Annotated in this window: 20 protein-coding genes; 8 read left to right on the top strand and 12 right to left on the bottom strand. The window is 72.1% G+C overall.

What is annotated here, in order from left to right; genetic code table 11:
* The first annotated feature begins 17 nt into the window (after nt 1–17).
* Both HQQ85_RS06040 and uraH read left to right on the top strand, forming a co-directional pair.
* Nucleotides 18–527: a 2-oxo-4-hydroxy-4-carboxy-5-ureidoimidazoline decarboxylase gene (locus tag HQQ85_RS06040; RefSeq protein WP_173181534.1), complete on the top strand. Its 510-nt coding sequence runs from the start codon at nt 18–20 to the stop codon at nt 525–527.
* A 60-nt stretch (nt 528–587) separates the two neighbouring features.
* Complete coding sequence (uraH, locus tag HQQ85_RS06035) at nt 588–932, top strand: hydroxyisourate hydrolase (RefSeq protein ID WP_173181533.1); 345 nt, start codon at nt 588–590, stop codon at nt 930–932.
* A gap of 58 nt (nt 933–990) precedes the next feature.
* On the opposite strand, the gene pucL is transcribed toward uraH, so the two are convergent.
* A complete protein-coding gene (gene pucL / locus HQQ85_RS06030) occupies nt 991–1,914 on the bottom strand; it encodes a factor-independent urate hydroxylase (protein ID WP_173181532.1) in 924 nt (307 codons plus the stop codon).
* A 125-nt stretch (nt 1,915–2,039) separates the two neighbouring features.
* Nucleotides 2,040–3,476: an allantoinase AllB gene (gene allB, locus HQQ85_RS06025; protein ID WP_173181531.1), complete on the bottom strand. Its 1,437-nt coding sequence runs from the start codon at nt 3,474–3,476 to the stop codon at nt 2,040–2,042.
* A 62-nt stretch (nt 3,477–3,538) separates the two neighbouring features.
* On the opposite strand from allB, the gene HQQ85_RS06020 reads away from it, so the two are divergent.
* Both HQQ85_RS06020 and HQQ85_RS06015 read left to right on the top strand, forming a co-directional pair.
* Nucleotides 3,539–4,636, top strand: a complete 1,098-nt coding sequence (locus HQQ85_RS06020) for a methylenetetrahydrofolate reductase C-terminal domain-containing protein (RefSeq protein ID WP_173181752.1) — start codon at nt 3,539–3,541, stop codon at nt 4,634–4,636.
* Nucleotides 4,637–4,640: 4 nt separating this feature from the next.
* The gene (locus tag HQQ85_RS06015; protein WP_173181530.1) at nt 4,641–6,398 is read left to right on the top strand and encodes an alpha-keto acid decarboxylase family protein; all 1,758 of its coding nucleotides are present in this window, start codon (nt 4,641–4,643) and stop codon (nt 6,396–6,398) included.
* Between the two features lie 35 nt (nt 6,399–6,433).
* Here HQQ85_RS06015 and HQQ85_RS06010 read toward each other — a convergent pair whose 3' ends face one another.
* From HQQ85_RS06010 to HQQ85_RS05975, 8 genes are all read right to left on the bottom strand, one after another.
* Complete coding sequence (locus HQQ85_RS06010; RefSeq protein ID WP_173181529.1) at nt 6,434–7,027, bottom strand: pyridoxamine 5'-phosphate oxidase family protein; 594 nt, start codon at nt 7,025–7,027, stop codon at nt 6,434–6,436.
* A complete protein-coding gene (locus tag HQQ85_RS06005; protein ID WP_173181528.1) occupies nt 7,024–7,833 on the bottom strand; it encodes a creatininase family protein in 810 nt (269 codons plus the stop codon). Before HQQ85_RS06005 ends, HQQ85_RS06010 begins: the two co-directional genes overlap by 4 nt.
* Nucleotides 7,830–9,179, bottom strand: coding sequence for an FAD-binding oxidoreductase (locus HQQ85_RS06000; RefSeq protein WP_173181527.1), 1,350 nt, complete (start codon nt 9,177–9,179; stop codon nt 7,830–7,832). Before HQQ85_RS06000 ends, HQQ85_RS06005 begins: the two co-directional genes overlap by 4 nt.
* A gap of 93 nt (nt 9,180–9,272) precedes the next feature.
* Nucleotides 9,273–10,058: an SDR family NAD(P)-dependent oxidoreductase gene (locus tag HQQ85_RS05995; protein WP_371741780.1), complete on the bottom strand. Its 786-nt coding sequence runs from the start codon at nt 10,056–10,058 to the stop codon at nt 9,273–9,275.
* 19 nt (nt 10,059–10,077) lie between these two features.
* A complete protein-coding gene (locus tag HQQ85_RS05990) occupies nt 10,078–11,253 on the bottom strand; it encodes an ABC transporter substrate-binding protein (protein WP_173181526.1) in 1,176 nt (391 codons plus the stop codon).
* An 89-nt stretch (nt 11,254–11,342) separates the two neighbouring features.
* Nucleotides 11,343–12,188 carry an ABC transporter permease gene (locus HQQ85_RS05985; RefSeq protein WP_173181525.1) on the bottom strand — a complete coding sequence of 282 codons (846 nt, stop codon included), beginning with the start codon at nt 12,186–12,188 and terminating at the stop codon, nt 11,343–11,345.
* Nucleotides 12,188–12,961 (bottom strand): ABC transporter ATP-binding protein, encoded by a 774-nt coding sequence (locus HQQ85_RS05980; protein WP_173181524.1) that lies wholly within the window; start codon nt 12,959–12,961, stop codon nt 12,188–12,190. Before HQQ85_RS05980 ends, HQQ85_RS05985 begins: the two co-directional genes overlap by 1 nt.
* An 8-nt stretch (nt 12,962–12,969) precedes the next feature.
* Nucleotides 12,970–14,283, bottom strand: coding sequence for an amidohydrolase family protein (locus tag HQQ85_RS05975; protein WP_173181523.1), 1,314 nt, complete (start codon nt 14,281–14,283; stop codon nt 12,970–12,972).
* A 150-nt stretch (nt 14,284–14,433) separates the two neighbouring features.
* On the opposite strand from HQQ85_RS05975, the gene HQQ85_RS05970 reads away from it, so the two are divergent.
* Nucleotides 14,434–15,081: a helix-turn-helix domain-containing protein gene (locus tag HQQ85_RS05970; protein WP_216851426.1), complete on the top strand. Its 648-nt coding sequence runs from the start codon at nt 14,434–14,436 to the stop codon at nt 15,079–15,081.
* Nucleotides 15,078–16,055, top strand: a complete 978-nt coding sequence (locus HQQ85_RS05965; protein ID WP_173181522.1) for a PDR/VanB family oxidoreductase — start codon at nt 15,078–15,080, stop codon at nt 16,053–16,055. Before HQQ85_RS05970 ends, HQQ85_RS05965 begins: the two co-directional genes overlap by 4 nt.
* An 87-nt stretch (nt 16,056–16,142) precedes the next feature.
* Here the strand turns inward: HQQ85_RS05965 and HQQ85_RS05960 are convergent, their stop codons facing one another.
* Nucleotides 16,143–17,501, bottom strand: coding sequence for an amidohydrolase family protein (locus HQQ85_RS05960; RefSeq protein ID WP_173181521.1), 1,359 nt, complete (start codon nt 17,499–17,501; stop codon nt 16,143–16,145).
* 80 nt (nt 17,502–17,581) lie between these two features.
* Here HQQ85_RS05960 and HQQ85_RS05955 point away from each other — a divergent pair, with 80 nt between their 5' ends.
* Together HQQ85_RS05955 and HQQ85_RS05950 are read left to right on the top strand one after the other, a co-directional pair.
* Nucleotides 17,582–18,709, top strand: coding sequence for an XdhC family protein (locus HQQ85_RS05955; protein ID WP_173181749.1), 1,128 nt, complete (start codon nt 17,582–17,584; stop codon nt 18,707–18,709).
* Nucleotides 18,706–20,079 (top strand): 8-oxoguanine deaminase, encoded by a 1,374-nt coding sequence (locus HQQ85_RS05950; protein ID WP_173181520.1) that lies wholly within the window; start codon nt 18,706–18,708, stop codon nt 20,077–20,079. Before HQQ85_RS05955 ends, HQQ85_RS05950 begins: the two co-directional genes overlap by 4 nt.
* Before the next feature lie 28 nt (nt 20,080–20,107).
* Here HQQ85_RS05950 and HQQ85_RS05945 read toward each other — a convergent pair whose 3' ends face one another.
* The gene (locus HQQ85_RS05945) at nt 20,108–20,719 is read right to left on the bottom strand and encodes a LysE/ArgO family amino acid transporter (RefSeq protein WP_173181519.1); all 612 of its coding nucleotides are present in this window, start codon (nt 20,717–20,719) and stop codon (nt 20,108–20,110) included.
* Nucleotides 20,720–20,727: the final 8 nt, after the last annotated feature.

Raw genomic sequence — 20,727 nt, 5'->3', positions numbered from 1 at the left:
CATCGTAAGCTGGGGGCATGGAGAACGCGCCAGCGCCCGTCGACAGCCCGGAGTTCCGGGAGGCGCTGCGGTCGTGCCTCGGGGTCGAGCGGTTCGTCGAGGAGGTGGCCGCTGCGGCGCCGTTCTCGTCGCACGATCAGCTGCTCGCGGTGGCCGACCGGGTGGCGTCGTCGCTGACCCCGGCGGAGGTGGAGGCGGCGCTCGCGCACCATCCGCGCATCGGGGAGCGGGCCGCGGGCGAGGGGCAGGCGCAGCGGTTCAGCCGCTCGGAGCAGTCGGCGGCCGACGCCTCGGACGCGGCGCTCGCCGAGGAGATCGCCGCGGGCAACCGGGAGTACGAGGCGCGGTTCGACCGGGTGTTCCTGATCCGGGCGGCGGGGCGGGGGCGGGGCGAGATCCTGCAGGAGCTGCGGCGGAGGCTGCTTCTCGACGAGGCGGCCGAAGCGGCCACGGTCGCGGGGGAGCTGCACGACATCACGATGCTGCGGGTCGCGAGTCTGTATCCGCCCGATCCGGCCGCCGACTGAGCAGCCGACCGACAGCCGTGACCCCTAACCGACAGCCCTGACCCCTATAAGAGGAGCAGCATGACCGAACGCAGCCACGTCACCACGCACGTGCTCGACTCCGTGATCGGCCGGCCGGCGGCGGGCGTTCCGGTCATCCTCGAGCACGACGAGGTGGGCAACTGGGTGATGATCGGCTCGGCGACCACCGATGAGGACGGGCGCGTGACGAGCCTCGGGCCCGTCGCGCTGAAGCCGGGGCGGTACCGCGTGAGCTTCGACACGGCCACCTACTTCGCCGAGCAGGAGGTGAAGGCGTTCTACCCCGAGGTGCAGATCACCTTCGACCTCGCCGACGCCGACGCGCACTACCACGTGCCCCTGCTGCTCAGCCCCTTCGCCTTCTCCACCTACCGCGGCAGCTGAGACCGAGCGCTGCCGCGAAGCGGCTCGCGCGCCGGGCGGGGACCGGCGCGCCATGGGTTCAGGCGAAGCCGCCCGCGATCGTCCAGGCCGAGCCGGCCGGCGGGGCGTCGTCGCGCACGACGGAGGCCTGGATGAGGCCGTAGGGACGGTCATCCGCGTTGAAGACCTCGTTGTCGTTCGTGAGGCCGAACGGCGAGAGGTCGTAGAGGAAGTGGTGCTTGTTCGGCGCCGACATGCGGATCTCGGCGAGGAACGGATACTGCTCGAGCACCGCCTTGCCCATCTCATAGAGCGTCTGCTGCAGGGCGAGCGAGTGCAGCGTGGCGAAGACCTCGATCATGGTGCGCTTGATGCCGAGGTACACGCCCTCCCAGTCGAAGGCGGCGGGGTCGCCGACCTCGTCCATCACGAAGCGCCACTTGGCCACCAGGGAGGTCGCCATGATGCGGTCGCTGGTGGGCTCGAGCACCGTGTAGGGGTCTTCGAGGAAGCCGTGGAACTCGGAGCCGGTGGTCTTCAGCAGCACGAGGTCCTTGAAGCCGCCGACGACGTGACGAGTCTGGGAGGAGCCGACGCCCTCCACCGTGATGGCGGCGGTGCGCACCTCCTGGCCCTTGCGAACGAAGGTGTGGTCGTGCTCGGCGCCGTCGACGACGGCCCGCTCCCACTCGTACTCCTCGATCTCGATGCGGGCGCCGGTGACGGGCTCGACGTCGTCGACGAAGTGCGCCGCGAGGGTCAGGCCGTAGGGCTCGATCGAGGTGAGGCCCTTCTCCTTGGCGTAGGAGTAGGCGGTCTGCTTCTGCGTGTCGGTCGGCAGCACCGCGCCCTGGTCACCCGTGAGGTGAGCCGGGTCGAAGGCGCCGCGCAGGGCGGTCGAGACGTTGACGTCGTGGATCTCGTGCCGCGGGCTGTCGCGGTAGATGCGCACGATGCGGTTCTCGGCTTTGCCGTACTGGTGCTCTCCGAGGACGATGGCCATGGTCTCCTGCTCACTGCGCGGAGGACGCTCGGTACCGCGCGCCTCCAGTCTGTCGTCAGGCCGACGGGGCAGATGACGGATGCGGTGGCCGGGGCGCGGAATTTACGTCCAATTTACAAGGCGGCTCAGCCGATGGAACCCGGGCGGGACAGCAGCGCACCGAGGGGTGCGCGGGTGCCCTCGTCGAGCAGCTCGCCGGCTGCGCCGTGCACGATGCGGCCGCGGAGCCACGTGGTCGCGACCACGCCCCGGAGGCTGCGACCGTCGTAGGCCGACACGGGGTTCTTGTGCGCCAGCGCGCCGGCGTCGACCGCGAACTCCTCCTCGGGGGCGAAGGCGACGAGATCGGCGTCCCGGCCGGCCTCGATTGCGCCCTTCTGCGGGAGACCGACGAAGGCGGCGGTGTTCGCGCTCATCCAGCCGAGCACCCGCTCGAGCGGGATGCCGCGCTCGCGTGCCGCCGTCCAGACCGCCGGGAACGACAGCTGCAGACCCGAGATGCCGCCCCAGGCCTCCTGGAAGTCGCCGTCGCCCGCGAACTTCAGCTCGGCGGTCGAGGGGGAGTGGTCGCTCGCGATGAGGTCGATCGTGCCGTCGACGAGTGCCTCCCAGAGCAGGTCGCGGTTGGCCTCGTCGCGGATGGGCGGGCAGCACTTGAACTGCGTCGCCCCGTCGGGGATCTGCTCGGCCGAGAACGCCAGGTAGTGGGGGCAGGTCTCGACGGTGAGCGGCAGGCCCTCGGCCTTCGCGGCGCGGATGGCGTCGAGGGCGCGGGCGCTGGAGAGGTGCAGGATGTGGGCGCGGGCTCCGGTGGCGCGCACGCCGTCGATGACGTGGGCGATCGCGTCCTGCTCGGCGGCGTCGGGGCGCGAGGCGACGAAGGCGCCGTAGTCGCGGCCGTCGGGGGCGGGGGCAGGGGCGGCCGCGGGCGCCGCGGAGGAGTCGGATGCCCGGGGCGTCGGTGCAGCCGCGGCGGCGTCGAGGGCATCCGGGTCTTCGGCGTGCACGATGAGCAGCCCGCCGAAGCCGGCGATCTCCTCGAGGGCCCGGCGGAGCTCGGGGGTCGTCAGGTGCGGGAACTCGTCGACGCCCGAGGGCGCGAGGAACGCCTTGAAGCCGAAGACGCCCGCGTTCCACAGCGGCTCGAGCGACCCGAGGCTCGACGGGATCGCCCCGCCCCAGAACCCCACGTCGACGCTCGCCTGGGGGGCGGCGGCCTCGCGCTTGACGGCGAGGCCCTCGACGGTGGTGGTGGGCGGGATGCTGTTCAGCGGCATGTCGACGATGGTCGTCACGCCCCCGGCGGCGGCGGCACGGGTGGCGGTGGTGAAGCCCTCCCACTCGGTGCGGCCCGGCTCGTTCACGTGCACGTGGGTGTCGACGACGCCCGCCACGAGCACCTGGCTCTCGGGGAGCGTGACCGTCTCGTGCGCTTCGAGCTCCTCGTCGTACTCGGCGATCGCGGCGATCACGCCGTCGCGCACGGCCACCGCTGCCTCGCGCCATCCGCCGTCGACGAGCACGGATCGGGAGCGGACGACGAGGTCGTAGGGCGCGGTCATGGGGCTCCTCGGGGCTCGGGCGGTGCGACGTGGATCAAGCCTAGACGGCTAGCATTGGCGGCATGAGCGTCGTGACGCCGGGGCAGCGCGCGAGCTGCCCGAAGCACATGGAGTACGGGCCCTGCGGCGGCGTCGACTTCGACGGGACGTGCGAGGTGGGGGAGTTCCGCTGCGTCTTCCTCGACACCCCGACGGTGCGGTGGCACGGCACGCCGCGGGCCGACGCGCCCGTCGAGCCCCAGAGCGGCGACGTGCATGCGACCGCAGCGGCCGCACACCGCGAATCGGTCGAACCACACCCCGGCGCCGCCGCGATGCGCGCCCTGCTGGCCGCCCGCCCGATCGTCGTCGCCGACTTCCCCGCCCGCTCTCTCGACCGCATCTCTCTCGCCGACTGCGCCGCAGCGCTCGCCGGACGGGTCGACGCCACCCTCGCGGGCGACTCCGGCCGCAGCCGGGTGCAGTTCCCGCCGAGCTATCGCGCCCACCTGATCCAGCAGCAGGGCGTCGCCGTCTGGACCGGCCTGAACTGCCGCGACCGCAACCGCGTCGCCCTCGAGGGGGAGCTCGCGGGCCTCCGGGCGGTCGGCGTCGCCGGCGTGCACTGCGTCACGGGCGACCACACCGCGACGGGCGACCGGCCGGATGCGCAGCCGGTCTTCGACCTCGACTCCACGCAGCTCACCGCACTGGCGGCCGCGGACGGCCATCTCGTCTCGGTCGCCGAGGCGCCCACCTCCCCGCCGGTCGGCAAGCGGGCCGCCCGGTTGCGCGAGAAGGTGCTGGCGGGTGCCGACGTCTGCTTCGTCAACCACGCCGGCGGTGACGAGCCTGTGCGGCGCTTCATCGAGGAGACCCGCGAGGCGGGGGCCGACCCGGCGTTCATCCCGTGCATCCCGATGGTGATCGACAAGGGCAGCGCCGGCCTGCTCCGCACCTTCACCACTCTGGTGCTGCCCGAGGGCTTCCTCGACCGCATCCTGCACGCCGCCGACCCGTATCGCGAGGGCCTCGACGCCGTCACCGAGCTCTGCGAGCGGATGCTCGAGCTCGACGGCGTGGCCGGGGTGAACCTGTCCGGCGGCGCGTCGCCCGGCGCGGAGGTGGAGTTCGCCGACGCGATGGGGATCGTGGCGGAGCGCCTCGGCCTGCGATCATGAACGCATGAGCGACATCACGCAGATTCCGCCCGCCGGCGACACCCCTGCCGGCAGCACCCCCGTCCGCCCCATCCTCCCGGTTCCGGCCGGCACCGTGACGGTCGGCCAGTACCTCGCCACCCGCCTCGTGCAGCTCGGCGCCGACCACGTCTTCGGTCTGCCGGGCGACTTCAACCTCAGCCTGCTCGACCAGATGGTGACCGTCGACGGCTTCCACTGGGTCGGCTCGACGAACGAGCTGAACGCGGCCTACGCCGCCGACGGCTACGCCCGCCTCCGCCGCGGCCTCGGCTCCCTCGTCACGACCTTCGGTGTCGGCGAGCTCTCGGCCATCAACGGCGTAGCCGGCAGCTTCTCCGAGGACGTGCCCGTCGTGCAGATCACCGGGATGCCCTCCACCAGCCAGAAGGCCGAGGGCGCGCACCTCCACCACACCCTGATCGACGGCGACTACGAGCACTTCTACCGCGCCTACCGAGAGGTCACCGCCTCGGCGACCATCGTGCGCGCGGCCACCGCCACCCGCGACATCGACGCCGCGCTGATGACGGCTCTCCGGGAGTCGAAGCCGGTGTACCTCGGCATCCCGTCCGACGTCGCCGTGGCGACCGTGCACGCCGCGAACCTCCGCCACCCACTCGTCGCGGCCACGAGCGACAGCGGCGAGCTCGCCCGCTTCACGACCGCGCTCGCCGAGGCCGTCGCTTCGGCGGCCCAGGTCACGATGCTCGTCGGCCCCCAGGTGCACCGCCGCAGCCTCGAGCCGCTGGTGCGCGAGATCGCCGACCACGACGGCGTCTACGTGGCCTCGCAGAACATGTCGAAGGCCGTGCTCGACGAGTCGCACCCGGCCTCGCTCGGTACCTACATGGGTGCCTTCACCCGCGTCGACGAGGCCCGCGCCGCGGTCGACGAGGCGCCGCTACTGGTGCTCGCCGGCACGGTGATGAGCGACTTCCTGACCGGCTTCTTCACGCAGGAGTTCGACGAGGACCAGGCCATCGAGCTCGGCCTGACCGCCGCCCGCATCGCCGACACCACGTTCTACGGCGTGCGGCTCGAGGACTCGCTGCGCGCGCTGCACGCCGTGCTCGGGCAGACGTCGCGGCCCGCGGTGACCGCGGTCGGGCATCCGCCGATCGCCGACGCCGCTCCGCCCGTGCCGGGTGCCCCGCTCGACCAGGAGCACTTCTGGGCCGCCGTGCAGGGCTGGCTGCAGCCGCGGACCACGGTGATCGCCGACGCCGGCACCTCGTTCTACGGCGCGCTCGACCTCGTGCTGCCGGATGAGAGCGACCTGCTCGGGCAGCCGGTGTGGTCGTCGATCGGGTACACGATCCCGGCGACGCTCGGCGCCTCGGTGGCGCTGCCCGGGCGTCGCTCGGTGCTGTTCGTGGGCGACGGGGCGGCGCAGCTGACCATCCAGGAGCTGTCGACCGTGCTGCACCGCGGCTCGACGCCCGTGGTCTTCCTGCTGAACAACGACGGGTACACGGTCGAGCGCAAGATCCAGAGCCCGGCGGCCGTCTACCAGGACATCGCGCCCTGGGACTGGACGCTCATCCCCGCCGCCTTCGGGGCCGCCGACCGCGTGGTGACGGCCCGGGCCACGACGCAGGACGAGCTCGCCGCGGCCCTGGAACTCGCCCACGCCACCACCGACAAGGCGCTGCTGATCGAGGTCGTGCTGCCGCCGATGGACTCGCCGCGCCTGCTCACGGTGCTCACCGAGGCGATCGCGCACGCGGCCCAGCGCCGCTGAGGCCCCTCGGGGAGGGCGGGCTTGCCGGAGTGGGCTCAGCCGGCCAGCAGCGACGCCGTCCAGGCGCCCGCGGCGTCGCGCCGGTACTCGGTGCGGCGGCTCGCCGTGTCGGGGTCGCCCTCCCAGAAGGTGAGCCGCACGGGCCGCACCACGAAGCCGGTCCAGGTGGGCGGCGGGGTGAGCGACGGATGCTCGTGCCCGAACTCCGCCCACTGCGAGAGCCGAGCCGCGCCGTCGAGGGCGGCGAACGACGCCGTGTTCAGCCACGACAGCTGCTGCAGGTAGCGCGAGCGGTGCTCGTAGGCCCACGCCTGCTCGTCGGCCGAGGACGGCGACGCGTCACCCTGCACCACGAGCTGCCGCCCCGGCCAGAGCAGTGTCAGCGCGACCCGCGGGTTCGCCGTGACGTCGGCGACCTTGCGCGAGCGGGAGTCGGTGTGGAAGTACAGCCCGGTGTCGTCGTACTCCGAGAGCAGCACGGTGCGGGCATCCGGATACCCGCTGGGGGAGACGGTGGAGAGCGTCATCAGCGGGCGCACCGGGTCGTCGTTCGAGGGCAGCCAGGCGGCGAGCAGCTCGTCGGGGCCGGCCGTGCCCGGGGGTGCGGCGACCGGGTCGAGCGCAGTCACGACCTCGGGACCGGGGCGACCGCGGCCGACGGCCCCGCCGCGTCGAACCGCGCGATCTCGGCGAAGGCCGCGACCGAGTCGCTCACCGCCGCCTCGAACAGTTCGGCGCCGTACTCGGCGGTCGCCCCGGTCGGGTCGCCGAGCGTGCCGTTGGTCGAGAAGTCGTTCGACAGCCAGCCGAAGGTGACCCGCTTCTTGAAGCCGATGTGCTCGTAGTCGGCGAGGTGCGCGGGAACGCTCCGCTCGGCGACCGAGAGGTCGACCAGCTCGGGCCGGAGGTGCAGCACGAGCGAGGTCTCGGAGTGCCCGGCGTGGATGCCGAGCCCCAGTTCCTCGGGCCCGTCGTGTGCCCCGGCCGGCACGGTCGCGCCCATCAGGAAGGTCTGCAGCCCGAAGCGGCGGCGCAGCTCCCGGCAGGCGACCTGGAGCAGCGCGAGGTTGCCGCCGTGCCCGTTGAAGAAGACGAGCTTCTTCGCCGGGGTCGCGGCGATCGAGTTGCCGAGCTCGACGACGGTCTGCATCAGCGTGTCCCAGCTGATCCACATCGTGCCGGGCGCCCAGTGGTGCTCGTCGCTCTTGGTGTAGGCGAGGGTCGGCAGCACCCAGACGTCGAGGCCGTCGGCGGCCGCTCGTTCGACCGAGGCGTTCGCGATAGCGTCGGCGATCAGGTAGTCGGTCATCAGCGGCAGGTGCGGCCCGTGGAACTCGATCGCGCCGGTGGGCAGCACGATCACCGAGTCCTCCGACAGGGCGGCCTCGGCAGCGGTGCCCGAGAGTTCGACGAGGCGTCGGGAACGGATGCTCATGAGTGCTTCTCCGGGCCGGTGACGACGCCCTCGGGCGGCAGCTTGCCCGGGTTGAGGAGGCCCTGCGGGTCGGTCTTCGCGGCGAGGGCCCGCACCCGGTCGACCTTGTGGTCGACGTACCACTGGTGCGGCGAGTGGTAGCCGACGTCGATCGCCAGCAGGCGGTCGAAGCCCGCGTAGACGGCCTCGGGGCTGATGTAGGGAGCGGCGAGCATCCCGATCGGGTGGTCGCGCTGGGCCTCGATGTGCAGCATGGCGCCGGGGTAGACCTGGTGCACCTCGTCGAGTCGCTCGACGAGCGCGGCGCCCGAGACCTCGACGTGGAAGTAGGGCTCGTCGGTGGACTTCTGCAGCCACTCGATCGGGTGGTTGTACGAGAGCATCGAGATCTTCACGGTGGCCTGCGGGCCCTCGCGCACGTCCTCGACCGTGCCGCCGGCGCCCTCGACGAGCACCCGGGCGGCGTCGAGCGAGGCGACGTCGAGGATGGCGCGGAGCGAGGCGCGGTCGTGCGGGATGGCGGGGTCGGCGGGCAGCGCGTTGGCGATCTCGGGCAGGTCGGCCGAGACCAGGCGCGGCGTCGGCTCGAGCCAGCCGATCTGGCGGATGACCGAGGTCGCCTGCTCGAAGGTCGGGAAGCTGGCGTAGAAGCCGACCCACTCCTGCATGGGCTCGAGCGCGATGGTCGCGCGGGCGATGATGCCCGCGGTTCCGTAGGTGTGCACGTAGGGCTGAGCATCCGCCCCCTCGACGTGCACGAGTGCGGCCTCGGGGGCGGCGTGCACCACGTCGAGGGCGAGCACGTAGTCGCCGCTCATGTTCGAGCCGTGCCTGATCGAGCCGGTGCCGCCGGAGCCGCCCGACAGGAAGCCGCCGATCGACGACTGCGCGGTGGAGGGGTACATCAGGATCTGCTGGCCGGTCTCGCGCGCGGCCTGCTCGATCGCGACCATCGTGGCGCCGGCCTCGGCCGTCAGGCGGCCCTCCTCGACCGACACGATCGCACGCGCCTTCGAGACGTCGAGCACGAGCCCGCCCTCGAGCGGGATGGCCTGGCCGTAGTTGCCGGTGCCCTTGCCGCGCGGGGTGACGCCCACGCCGTGCCGCACGGCGGCCGCGACGACCTCGGCGATCTGCTCGGCGTTCGTGGGGAAGGCGACGAGGTCGGCGAGCCCGAGCGGCAGCTGGGCGGCGAGGATCGGCGACATCTTCGCGCCGTCGACCGAGGCCTTCTCGCGTCCGCGCAGCTCGGTGGTCACGCCCCGCTCGCCGAGCAGGGCGGTGAGCTCGCTGGCGAGGCCGGCGATGTCGCCGGTGGTCGGTGCGGTGGTGGGGGAGATGGTCATGGTGGTCCTTCAGATGCGTGCGTGCGTGCGTGCGTGCGTGCGGTGCGGTAAGACGAGGTGACCGGGAGCCCGGTCGGTGCAGGAGCGCTCAGGTCAGTGCATGATCATGCCGCCGGTGACGTTCAGCGCCTGCCCGGTCATGTAGGCGGCGTCGTCCGAGGCGAGGAAGGTGGCGACGCCCGCGACGTCGGCGGGGTCGGCGAGCCGGCCGAGCGGCGAGTAGGTCGACCAGAGGGCCACGTCCTCCTCGGTGCGGGTGGCCGCACCCATCTCGGTGAGCACGTACCCCGGGCAGAGGCAGTTGGCGGTGATGCCGGATGGCCCGAGCTCGAGGGCGGTCACCCGGGTGAGGGCGATCACGGCGGCCTTCGAGGCCGCGTAGTGCCCCTGGCCCGCACCGCCGGTCTTGCCGGCCATGCTCGCGAGGTTGATGATCGTGCCGCGGCGGGGGCCGACGGGGTCGGGGCCGGCGATCATCGCCTTGGCCGCGATCTGCGTCGTGACGAGCATGGCGGTGGTGTTGATGGCGAACGTGGCCTCCCACTCCTCGACGGAGATGTCGAGCAGGGGGGAGAAGCGGAGGATGCCGGCGTTGTTGACCAACACGTCCACGCCGCCGAGCTCGGCGATGGCCGAACCCATCGCCCGGGCGGTGCCGGCGTGGTCGGTGAGGTCGACGGGGGCGAACCGGCAGCCGGTCTCGTCGGCGAAGGCGGTGCCCTCGTCGACGAGCCGGTCGAGGATGACGACCTCGGCGCCTTCGGCGGCGGAGCGCCTGGCGATGGAGGCGCCGATGCCGCGCGCACCTCCCGTGACCACGATCCGCTTGCCGAGAAGCCGGTTCGGGATGGCGGTGCCGGTGGGCTGGACCGTGGTCACGGGAGGATGCGTCATGGTGCTACTTCAGGCCGATCGTGGTGTCGATGAACTCGTTGGTGTAGATGTCCTCGACGGTCAGGCCGTCGGCCGGCGTCGCGCCGATCTTCTCGAGGATCGGCACGGCCTTGTCGAAGAACGAGGCCATCCGGGCCTCGTCCAGGTCGCCGATGGCGTCGTTCGAGCCGTTCGAGACGAGCCCGAGGTCGATCATCTGCTTGACCGAGAAGTCGGCCACACCCTGCGAGTAGACCCAGCCGGTGTCGAACTGGTCGACCAGGTCGAGGATCATCGAGTTGACCGGCGCGGGGTCGGCGAAGTAGTCGACCTCGGCCTGCTGGAGCACGGGCACCAAGGCCTTCAGGCACTCGGAGTTCGCCTCGAGGTCACCGGTGCGGGTGGCCATCACCGACTGGTAGTAGTCCCAGCCGGTGTCGTTGATGAGCTGGAAGTCGACCGGCTTCATCCAGTCCGTGACCTCGTTCTCGTAGATGTACGGCTCGGCCGAGGCGAAGCCCTGCTGGGCCGCCTTGCCCTGGTCGGCGACGAAGTTCGCCGGGGTGCCGTCGTAGCTGCCGTCGGCCTGGGCCTCGGGAACCTGGCCCGACTCCTTCAGGTACTCCATGTAGGTCGAGTCGGCGAAGTAGCGCACGACGGCGCCCTTGCTGGTGACGTCCTTGATGCTCTTCGCATCGGGGTAGGTGGCCGGATCCCACATGATCATCAGCGGGCTCTTCTCCAGCGGGGCGAAGACGCCCGTGGTGGGGAAGTCGGCCGAGTTCTGGATCTGCTCGTCGGTCGAGACGTAGCCGAGCATGATGTCCGGGTCCTGATACATGATCGAGGTCACGCTCTGGAAGCCGATCGCCGGTCCACCGGAGCGGATCTCGACGTTGACGCCGGTGTACTCGCCCGCGCTGTAGAGGGGGCCGCTGACGCTCTTGTTGCTGGCGTCGATCTCGGGGTCGGGGCCGAGCAGCTGGTACAGGTGGCCGTGCTCGGCCTCGGGGTTCCAGTCGGTCTGCAGCACGACGTTCGCGGGGCAGCCGGCGGCGGCGAGGTCGACCGAGCCGATCTCGGCGTCGGAGGCGGGGGTGGACTCGCTGCTGGAGGCACCGCTCGAACAGGCGGTGAGGGCGACGGCCGTGGCGGCCACGAGGCCCGCCGTGAGCACGAGCCGGGATCGGGTTCTGCGCATTACATCTCCTTAGGGGTGGTGCGGAATGTGACGGTGCTGTGGTGCGGGGTGGGACGGATGGGTCGATGGGGCGGTACGGGCATCCGGAACTAGGCCGAGAAGTCGTACCAGCGGCCGACCGCGCGCTTGCCGATCCAGCCGAAGAGGGCGAAGATCGCCACTCCCAGCAGGGCCGCGACGAAGATCGTCGCGAACAGCTCGGCCGAGCGCAGGCGGGCGGTGTAGGTGCTGAGCAGCGAGCCGAGACCCGGCTCGCCGCGGCGGAAGAAGAAGTCGCCGACGATCGCGCCGACCACGGCGAGTCCGGCCGAGATGCGCATGCCGGCGAAGATCGCGGGCAGGGCGGCGGGGAACTCGAGCTTGGTCAGCACGGTCCAGCGGTTGGCGCGCTGCAGCTGGAACAGCTCGCGCTGGCCCGGGTCGACCGACTGCAGGCCGAACAGGGTGTTCGAGACCATCGGGAACAGTGCGATCATCACGCAGACGATGATGCGGGCCGGGTACTCGAAGCCGAACCAGAAGCCGATCAGCGGCACGAGGGCGAGGATCGGGATGCACTGCAGCACCACCGCGTAGGGGTAGAGCGAGCGCTCCACCCACTTCGCCTGGCTCATCGCGATCGCCCAGACGATGCCGATGACCATCGCGATCGCGAGGCCGACGAGCGCGACCGCGGTGGTGCGGCCGAGCGCGACCAGGATCTCGCTGAAGGTGGCCGGGTCGAAGAACGCGGCGACGACCTCGTGCGGAGGGGGCATCAGGAAGCGGCGCTTCTCGTCGAGCACGAGGAAGGTGATCGCGTACCAGATGCCGAGCAGGGCGAGGAAGACCACGATCGGCGGCACCCAGGTCATGGCCTTCGACCGCGACTTCTTCACGGTGGCGGGCCGCATCAGCGTGCGGTTCTTCGGCGGGGCGGGAGGCGTCGTGGTCATCAGTGGTGGCCTTCTCGGAGGGCGTGGGAGACCTTGCCGCAGAGTTCGGCGAACTCGGCGGTGAACCGGATCTCGGGGTCACGGGGGAAGGGGAACTCGACGGGGAAGGTGTCGACGATCTTGCCGGGGCGACCCGACATGACGACGACCTTGGTCGAGAGGTACACGGCCTCGGAGACCGAGTGCGTGATGAACAGGCCGGCGAACTGCTGCTCGGTGAAGAGCTTGATCAGCTCGTCGTTGAGGCGCTCGCGGGTGATCTCGTCGAGTGCGCCGAACGGCTCGTCGAACAGGAACAGCTCGGGGTCGAGGGTGAGGCTGCGGGCGAGGCTCGTGCGCATCTTCATGCCGCCCGAGAGGGTGCGCGGCAGGTGCTTCTCGAATCCGGAGAGGCCGACGAGCTCGATGGCCTCCTTGGCGGTGGCCCGGCGCTTGGCCTTCGGCACGCCGTTCAGCTCGGCCAGCAGCTCGACGTTCGACTGCACGTCGCGCCAGGGGAGCAGGGTCGCATCCTGGAACACGTAGCCGATGCGGCTCGTGTCGACCTGGGTCACGCCCTCGGTCGCGGGGGTCAGCCCCGAGGCGATGCGCAGCAGGGTCGACTTGCCGCAGCCGGAGGGGCCGACGACGGTGACGAACTCGCCGCGGTTGACGGTCAGGTCGACGCCTGAGAGGGCGGTCGTGCCGTTCGGGAACGTCATGGCGACGTCCTCGAAGTGCAGCAGCTGACCGGTCGTGGTCGCGGGGGCGACCTCGGGGGGTGCGATGGTCATGGTGCTTCTCACCTCGTTTCGTACTGGGGCTCGGGGGATGGTTCGGGGGTTGGTTCCGCCAGGCTGAGGGCCGGGCTCGCGATCGGCGCCATGCTGTGGCTCACCGAGCTGGCCGCGACGAGGCGGCCGGCGTGGATGACGTAGCGGTCGGCCGAGGCGTTGGCGATCGCATCCGAGAGGTTGACGGCGCGCACCGCCAGCAGCTCGGCCTTCGCCCCCACCTCGACGCCGGCGCGCGGGAGCCGCATGACGTCGCGGGCGCCGGTGCTCACGGCGGCATACGCCTCGTCGAGGGTGAGGTGACCGGCGGTGACGAGCAGGGAGGCGGTCTCGAGCGCGTCGCTGCGGCCGACCGGGTTGAAGGGGTCGCGCACGTTGTCGGCGCCCGCGCCGAGTCGCACACCGGCGTCGAGCAGGGCGCGCACGGCGGTGAGCCCGCGAGGGGTCGAGACCGGATGCTGCCAGCCCTGCAGGTAGAGGTTCGTGATCGGCAGGGTCACGATGCCGAGGTCGGCGGCCAGGATGCCCTCGATCAGCACGTCGAGCTCGACGGGCTCGAGGGTGCCGAGGCGCACGCAGTGCCCGGCCGTCGCGGGGCGGCTCGCGGGCCACTCCCGCACGATCTCGGTCAGGGTGCCCATCGTGATCGGGCCGCCGAGGCTCTCGTCGGTGTGCATGTCGACGCCGACGCCGCGGTCGGTCGCGATGGCGAGCAGGCGGCGGAGGTCGACGTCGGGCTCGTCGGCCAGGTGCGGGGCGCCGCCGACGAGGTCCACACCGAGGTCGAGCGCCTCATGAACCTGGGCGTCGGTGGCGTTCGGGCCCGCGAGGGCGACGAGCTCGAGGTCGACGAGGCCGGCGAGCTCGTCGCGCACCTGGACGAGGGCGCGGACGCCGCGCATGGAGTCGTTGTCGCCCGTGCCGTCGTCGTGCAGCACGTCGACGTGGCAGCGGATCGCGGTCGTGCCGTTCTGCAGCATCGCGAGCGCCTGGCGGCGGGCCCGGTCGGCGATGGACGCCGTGGTCATGGTGGCGGCGTAGCGCTTCCACGACTCGATCGCGAGGCCGAGGTCGCCCATCGGCGGGTCGATCAGATCCCAGGAGAGGGCCTTGTCGAGGTGCGCGTGCGGCTCGGCGGGAGCCGGGAGCAGCAGGAAGCCGTCGAGGTCGAGCGTGCCGTCGGACGGGGTGCCGAACGTGGCGCCGCTGCCGGCGGGACGGACGGCCGACACCGTGTCGCCGTCGAGCTCGACGTCGACGAGGCGGCCGTCGGGCAGCGACGCGGAGCGCAGCATCCGGAGGGTTCGGGGGAGCACGGACATCGGGGGCTCCTCACGGCTCGGAATGTTGATGGCTTCAACAGGGGCCACGCTACGGATGGCTCGTTTCCGGCAGGTAACGCAAGCATTTCCGAATGTTAATTGGGTCCACGCACGATTTCGCTGTGGCGGCCGTTCGTGGTTACTGTCTCTGTGACCACACGGTCCCCGCCCCGCTCCACCGCCCGCCACTCGACGAGAGGACCAGCCATCTCCACCGGAAGCGTCGCCCTCGACGAGCAGACCGAGCGCCTGGGTGCGCGCATCCGCTCGTTCCGGCAGGCCCGCGGCCTGACGCTGGTGGAGCTCGCGCGCCTCGCCGAGCTCTCGCACCCGTTCCTCTCGCAGCTCGAACGCGGACAGGCGCGACCGTCGATGGTGTCGCTCGAGCGCATCGCGCGCGCACTCGGCTCGAGCCAGATCGAGCTCATCGCGGCCGCGACCGACGACCTCGTGCCGGGCGGCGCCACCCAGCGGGTCTCGCTCGTGCGCTCGATGGAGGGCCCGCAGGGTCCGTTCGGGGGTGGTGAGGCGCGCATCCTGGTGCACGGCGACGTGCCCTTCGTGCCGATGGAGTTCCGCGGCTCGAACGTCTCGGTGGGGGAGTTCTACACCCACGAGGAGGACGAGTTCCTGCACGTGGTCAGCGGCCGGGTGCTCGTCGACCTCGCCGAGGAGGGCAGTTTCGAGCTCGGCCCTGGCGACTCCATCCACTACGCCGGGGGCACCCTGCACCGCTGGTGCTCGGCGGTCGCCGGCGAGTACCACCTGTTCATCGTCAAAGAGCGGAGGGCCGGATGAGCGCCCTGACCCTGCCCGAGATCGACGCCGTGGTGGCCTCCGCCCGGCCGGTCGCCACCGACGTCGTGCTGCTGACCCTGCGTGCCGCCGACGGATCGGAGCTGCCGCCGTGGCAGCCCGGCGCCCACCTCGACGTCGAGGTGCAGCCCGGGGTCGAGCGGCAGTACTCGCTCTGCGGCGACCCGGCCGACCGTCACTCCTACGAGGTCGCCGTGCTGCGCGAGCCCGACGGTCGAGGCGGCTCCGAGCACCTGCACGCCCACATTCGCGAGGGCGATCGCCTCCGCGTCCGGGGCCCGCTGAACCACTTCGGGCTGCACGCGGTGCCGCCCGGCGGTTCGTACGCCTTCGTCGCCGGCGGGATCGGCATCACCCCGCTGCTGCCCATGATGCGGGCGGCCGACGCCGCGGGCATCCCGTTCACCCTCGCCTACGCGGGCCGGTCGCTCGAGCGGATGCCCTTCGTCGACGAGCTCGTCGCCGCCTACGGGGACCGGGTCTCGGTCTACACCTCCGAGCTCGGCCACCGCTTCGTGCTGTCGACCCTGAGCGGCGGCACGCCGTCGGCACCGGTCGCCGTCTACTGCTGCGGCCCCGCGCGCATGCTGACCGAGCTCGAGCAGGTCGCCCTCGACGCGGGCTGGCCGCCCGACGCGCTGCACCTCGAGCGCTTCGAGGCCCGTGAGGTCACGGAGCCGGTGCGCCAGGAGTCGTTCGAGGTCGAGCTTGAGCTGTCGGGGATGACCCTCGAGGTGCCGCCCGACCGCTCGATCCTCGACGTCGTGGAGGAGGCGGGGGTACTCGTGCTCTCCTCGTGCCGCGAGGGCACCTGCGGCACCTGCGAGACCCCCGTCGTCTCGGGCGAGGTGGATCACCGTGACTCGGTGCTCACCCCGGCCGAGCAGGAGGACAACGAGGTCATGATGATCTGCGTCTCGCGCGCCGCCTGCCCGCGGCTGGTGCTGGAGCTGTGAGGTCGCTCGTCTCGCGTGTAGTGGGCGCGGTCACTAGTTAGACATATGTGTAGACGACCTAGGGATGCCCGGTCAGCGCAGCTTTCCTCACCCCAGCCGCGCCGCCAGCAACTCGGCCACGTGGGCGGCCAGCTCGCGCTCGTCGTGGCCGACCAGCTCGTAGTCTCGCACGACGACGCGGCCCGCCACCACCACGTGCTTCGGGCGCCGGCCGGGATTCGTCCAGAGCAGCCCCGCGACCGGGTCGGCGACCCCTGCGTCGGCGACGCCCGTGACGTCCCAGACGCAGAGATCCGCGGCGGCGCCGGGGCGCAGGTGGCCGAGCTCGGGGCGCCCGAGGCCGGTCGCCGAGCCCTCGGTGGCCATGCCGAGCACGGTGCGTGCATCGAGCGGCGGGCCGACGAGGGGGGCGGCCTGCATGGCGAGCCGCGCATCCGCCAGCAGGTGACCGGCGTCGTTGCTGCCGCCGCCGCTGGTGCCGAGGCCGACGGGGATGCCGGCCTCCCGCAGTGCGGCGACCGGGGCGATGCCCCAGCCCATCGGCAGATCGCAGCCGGGGGCGTGCGTCGCGGTGACGCCGCGTTCGGCGAGCAGTGCGATCTCGTCGTCGGTGACGGCGCAGAGGTGCGCGACGGTGACGTCGGCGGCGAGCCAGCCCCACTCCTCGAGCAGGGCTATCGGGCGACGGCCGTACTTCTCGAGCGCGATCGCGACGTCGACCTGCTCGTTCGCCTGGGTGCGGCGGCGGAGGCCGTGGGCTGCCGCGACCTCGCCGAGGAGGCGGAAGGTGGCCTCGGAGTCACTGTGCACACCGGCGGGGCCGACGGCGATCTGGAGCAGGCCGTCCTCGGTGACCCCGTCGCCGTCGCCGGCCCCGCTCAGCAGGGCGGTCGCGATGGCGTCGGCGGAGGCCGCGGCCTGCTCGGGGTCGTCCCGGGCCGATCCGCGCACGAAAGCCAGGCGGGCGCCGAGGCCGCGGGCCGCGTCGGCGGTGCTGCGGGCGATGGCCACCGTGTCGTCAGTGCTCGCGCCGGCCGGCCAGTTCAGGTGGTGGTCGGCGATGGTCGTGACGCCGCTGAGGAGGCCCTCGGCGACTCCCGCGCGGGCGGCGACATCGGCACTCTCGGGATCTATGCCGACCGCGGCATACGCGGCGGCCATGGTGGGCAGCCAGACGTGCATGGGCACGCCGCGGGTGCCCGGGAGGGTTCGGAACGCGGTCTGCAGGAGGTGGTGGTGGGCGTTCACGAGGCCCGGGGTGATGACGCAGCCGGTGGCGTCGAGGTGTTCGGTGCTCGTGGCCGGGGTGATGTCGGTGGCGTCGGTGCTCGGCGCGGTGCGGCTCGTCGGCACGGTCTCGCTCACCACGAAGCGGCGGGCCTCGTCGCCCTCGAGCTCGGTCTCGGCGTCGATCAGGATGCGCGTGGCGTCGGTGATGATCAGCATGCGCTTTGTCTAACAGAGTCATGTGTCAGGCTGATGACGCGGCGCGCGCCACGCGCCACGGCGTCGATGGAGGTGGAGTGATGCTCGAACTGGCATCCGCTCTGCTCGACGCCCTCGGCGAGGGCCGGCGTCTCGCCGTCGCCACCGTGGTCGAGGTCGACGGCAGTGCTCCGCGCGCGCTCGGCACCTCGATGGCGGTCGACGACCTCGGTCGCGTGATCGGCAGCATCTCGGGCGGCTGCGTCGAGGGCGCGGTCTACGACGCGTGCACCTCGGCGCTCGCGTCGGGCGCCACGGAGATCTGCACCTTCGGGTTCACCGACGACGACGCCTTCGCGGTCGGGCTGTCGTGCGGCGGGCGGCTCACGGTGGTCGTGCGTCCGCTCGACACCGACGACGCTCCGCTCCTCGACGAGCTGCGGCTCGCGCGCGACGGGCGGGCTGCGGGTCTCGCGCTGGTGCTGCCGCCCTCGGGGCCCGTCGAGGTGCTGACGGCGTCGGGTGAGCATCCGGCCGGGTCGGGTGGGCTTCCGGATGCACGGCGGCAGCGCATCCGCTCGGAGCTCGTCGCGGCCGTTCACCGCGGTCGTTCGGCGCGCCGCCTGGTCGACTGCGACGGCGAGCTCGTGCAGACGGTGCTGCTCGTCAGTGCGCCCCCGGCCCGGATGATCGTCTTCGGCGCCGTCGACTTCTCGATCGCGCTGTCGGACGCCGCCGCCCTGCTCGGCTACCGCGTCACCGTCTGCGACGCCCGGCCGGTGTTCGCGACCCCGGAGCGCTTCCCGTCCGCCGAGGTCGTGAACCGCTGGCCCACCGACTACCTCGCCGAGACCGCGGTCGACGAGCGCACGGTGCTGTGCATCCTGACCCATGACGACAAGTTCGACGTGCCCCTGATCGAGGCGGCGCTGGCGCTCGACGTGGCCTACGTCGGGGCGATGGGCTCGCGTGCGACGCACGAGCGGCGGCTCACCGCGCTGCGTGCGCAGGGCGTCGCCGAGGAGTCGCTGGCGCGGCTGCACTCGCCGATCGGCCTCGACCTCGGGGCGTCGTCGCCCGAGGAGACCGCCGTGTCGATCCTCGCGGAGGTGATCGCGGCGCGCACCCGCGCCTCGGGAACCCCGCTGCGGGAGACGCGCGGCGCCATCCACTCCGCCGTCCGTTCCGCTGTTCCCTCCTCGTCCGACCAGATCCGGAGTCTCTCGTGACCGAACCCGCCCGCACGATCATCGAGAACGCCTACGTCGCCACCGTCGACGCCGCCGGCACCGAGCACGTCTCGGGTCACGTGGTGATCGAGGGCACCGACATCGTGGCGGTCGGGGCGGGGGCGGCGCCGGCCTCGTGGTCGGCGGGAGCATCCGTCACCCGCATCGACGGGACCGGCCACCTGCTCACCCCCGGGCTCGTGAACACCCACCACCACCTGTACCAGTGGCTCACGCGGGGGATCGCGCAGGACGCCATCCTGTTCGACTGGCTGACCGCGCTGTACCCGACCTGGTCGCGGATCACGGCCGATACCGTCGGGCCGGGTGCGCTCGGTGGGCTCGCCGTCGGGGCGCTCTCGGGCTGCACCACGATGGCCGACCACCACTACGTCTTCCCGCGGGGCGGTGGCGACATCCTCGGCTCGATCGTCGACGCGGCCGCCACGATCGGCGTGCGCCTGCACGGCACGCGCGGCTCGATGGACCTCGGCGCCTCGCAGGGCGGTCTGCCGCCCGACTTCGCCGTCGAGACCACCGCGGCCGCGCTGCAGGCGAGTGCGGATGCGGGGGCTGATTTCCACGACCCGTCCCGCGCGTCGATGGTGCGGATCGCGATCGCGCCGTGCTCGCCGTTCTCGGTGACGGGCGACCTCTTGCGCGAGGCCGCGGTGCTCGCGCGGAGTCTGCCCGGCTCGGTGCGGCTGCACACCCACGGCAGCGAGACGGTGGAGGAGGACGCGTTCTGCCTCGCTCGTTTCGGGCGCACGCCCACCCAGTACCTGGAGGATCTCGGCTGGCTGGGCGAGGACGTCTGGATGGCGCACTGCGTGCACCTCGACGAACCGGCCATCGCGCGCTTCGCGGCCACCGGCACCGGGGTGGCGCACTGCCCCTCGTCGAATGCCCGGCTGGCCGCCGGGATCGCGCCGATCCCGCAGCTGCTCGCCGCCGGGGTGCCGGTGGGACTGGGCGTCGACGGATCGGCGTCGAACGAGTCGGGGGAGCTCGGAACCGAGATCCGGATGTCGGTGCTCGTCAATCGCCTGCGCGGCGGAGCGACCGCGATGACCGGCCGCGACGGGCTGCGGATCGCCACGATGGGCGGGGCGCGGGTGCTCGGGCGCGACGCGGAGATCGGGTCGATCGAGGTGGGGAAGCTGGCCGATCTGGCGCTGTGGAAGGTCGACGGGGTGGCCCACGCGGGGATCGTCGACCCGGTCGCGGCGCTGACGCTTGGGTCGCAGCCGCCGCTTACGCTGCTGCTGGTGAACGGGCGGGAGGTCGTGCGGGAGGGGTCGCTCGTGCGGGTGTCGTCGGCGTCGGTCGCGCGGGGGGTGTCGCGGGCGGTCTCGGCGCTGCTGGGGTAGGGCTGGGCCTGGGCGTGTGCCTGGGCCGTCAGAGGCCGAGGAGGAGCGACGCCGCGATCGCGAGCATGACGAGGGCGATGATGCCGTCGAGCACCCGCCAGGCGCCCGGCCGGGCGAAGATCGGCTGCAGCAGTCGCGCGCCGAAGCCGAGCGCCGTGAACCAGATGACGCTGCCCGCCATCGCGCCCAGGCCGAACAGCCAACGGGCGTCGCCGTGCGAGTTCGCGACCGAGCCGAGCAGCACCACCGTGTCGAGGTAGACGTGGGGGTTCAGCCAGGTGAGGGCCAGCGCGGTGGTGATCGTGGCGGCGAGCCCCGCGGACGATCTCGGGCCGTCCTCGCCGAGCGCAGCCGGCCGCAGCGCCCGGCGTGCGGCGAGGAATCCGTAGACGATCAGGAAGGCGGCCCCGGCGACGCGGGCGATCACCATCAGCACCGGCAGCCGCTCGAAGACCAGTCCCAGTCCGCTGATGCCGAGCGCGATCAGCACGGCGTCGGACAGCGCGCACACCGCCACCACCGCCAGGATGTGCTTCCTCAGCAGTCCTTGTCGCAGCACGAAGGCGTTCTGCGCACCGATGGCGACGATGAGCGAGAGGCCGAAGCCGAGGCCGGCGAGGACGGGGAGGAGATCGGTCACAGTTCGAC

Source organism: Herbiconiux sp. VKM Ac-2851 (assembly GCF_013205105.1).
Lineage (GTDB): Bacteria > Actinomycetota > Actinomycetes > Actinomycetales > Microbacteriaceae > Herbiconiux > Herbiconiux flava.
The sequence above is the reverse complement of the archived record's forward strand: the minus strand, read 5'-3'. Positions and strand labels throughout refer to the sequence as shown.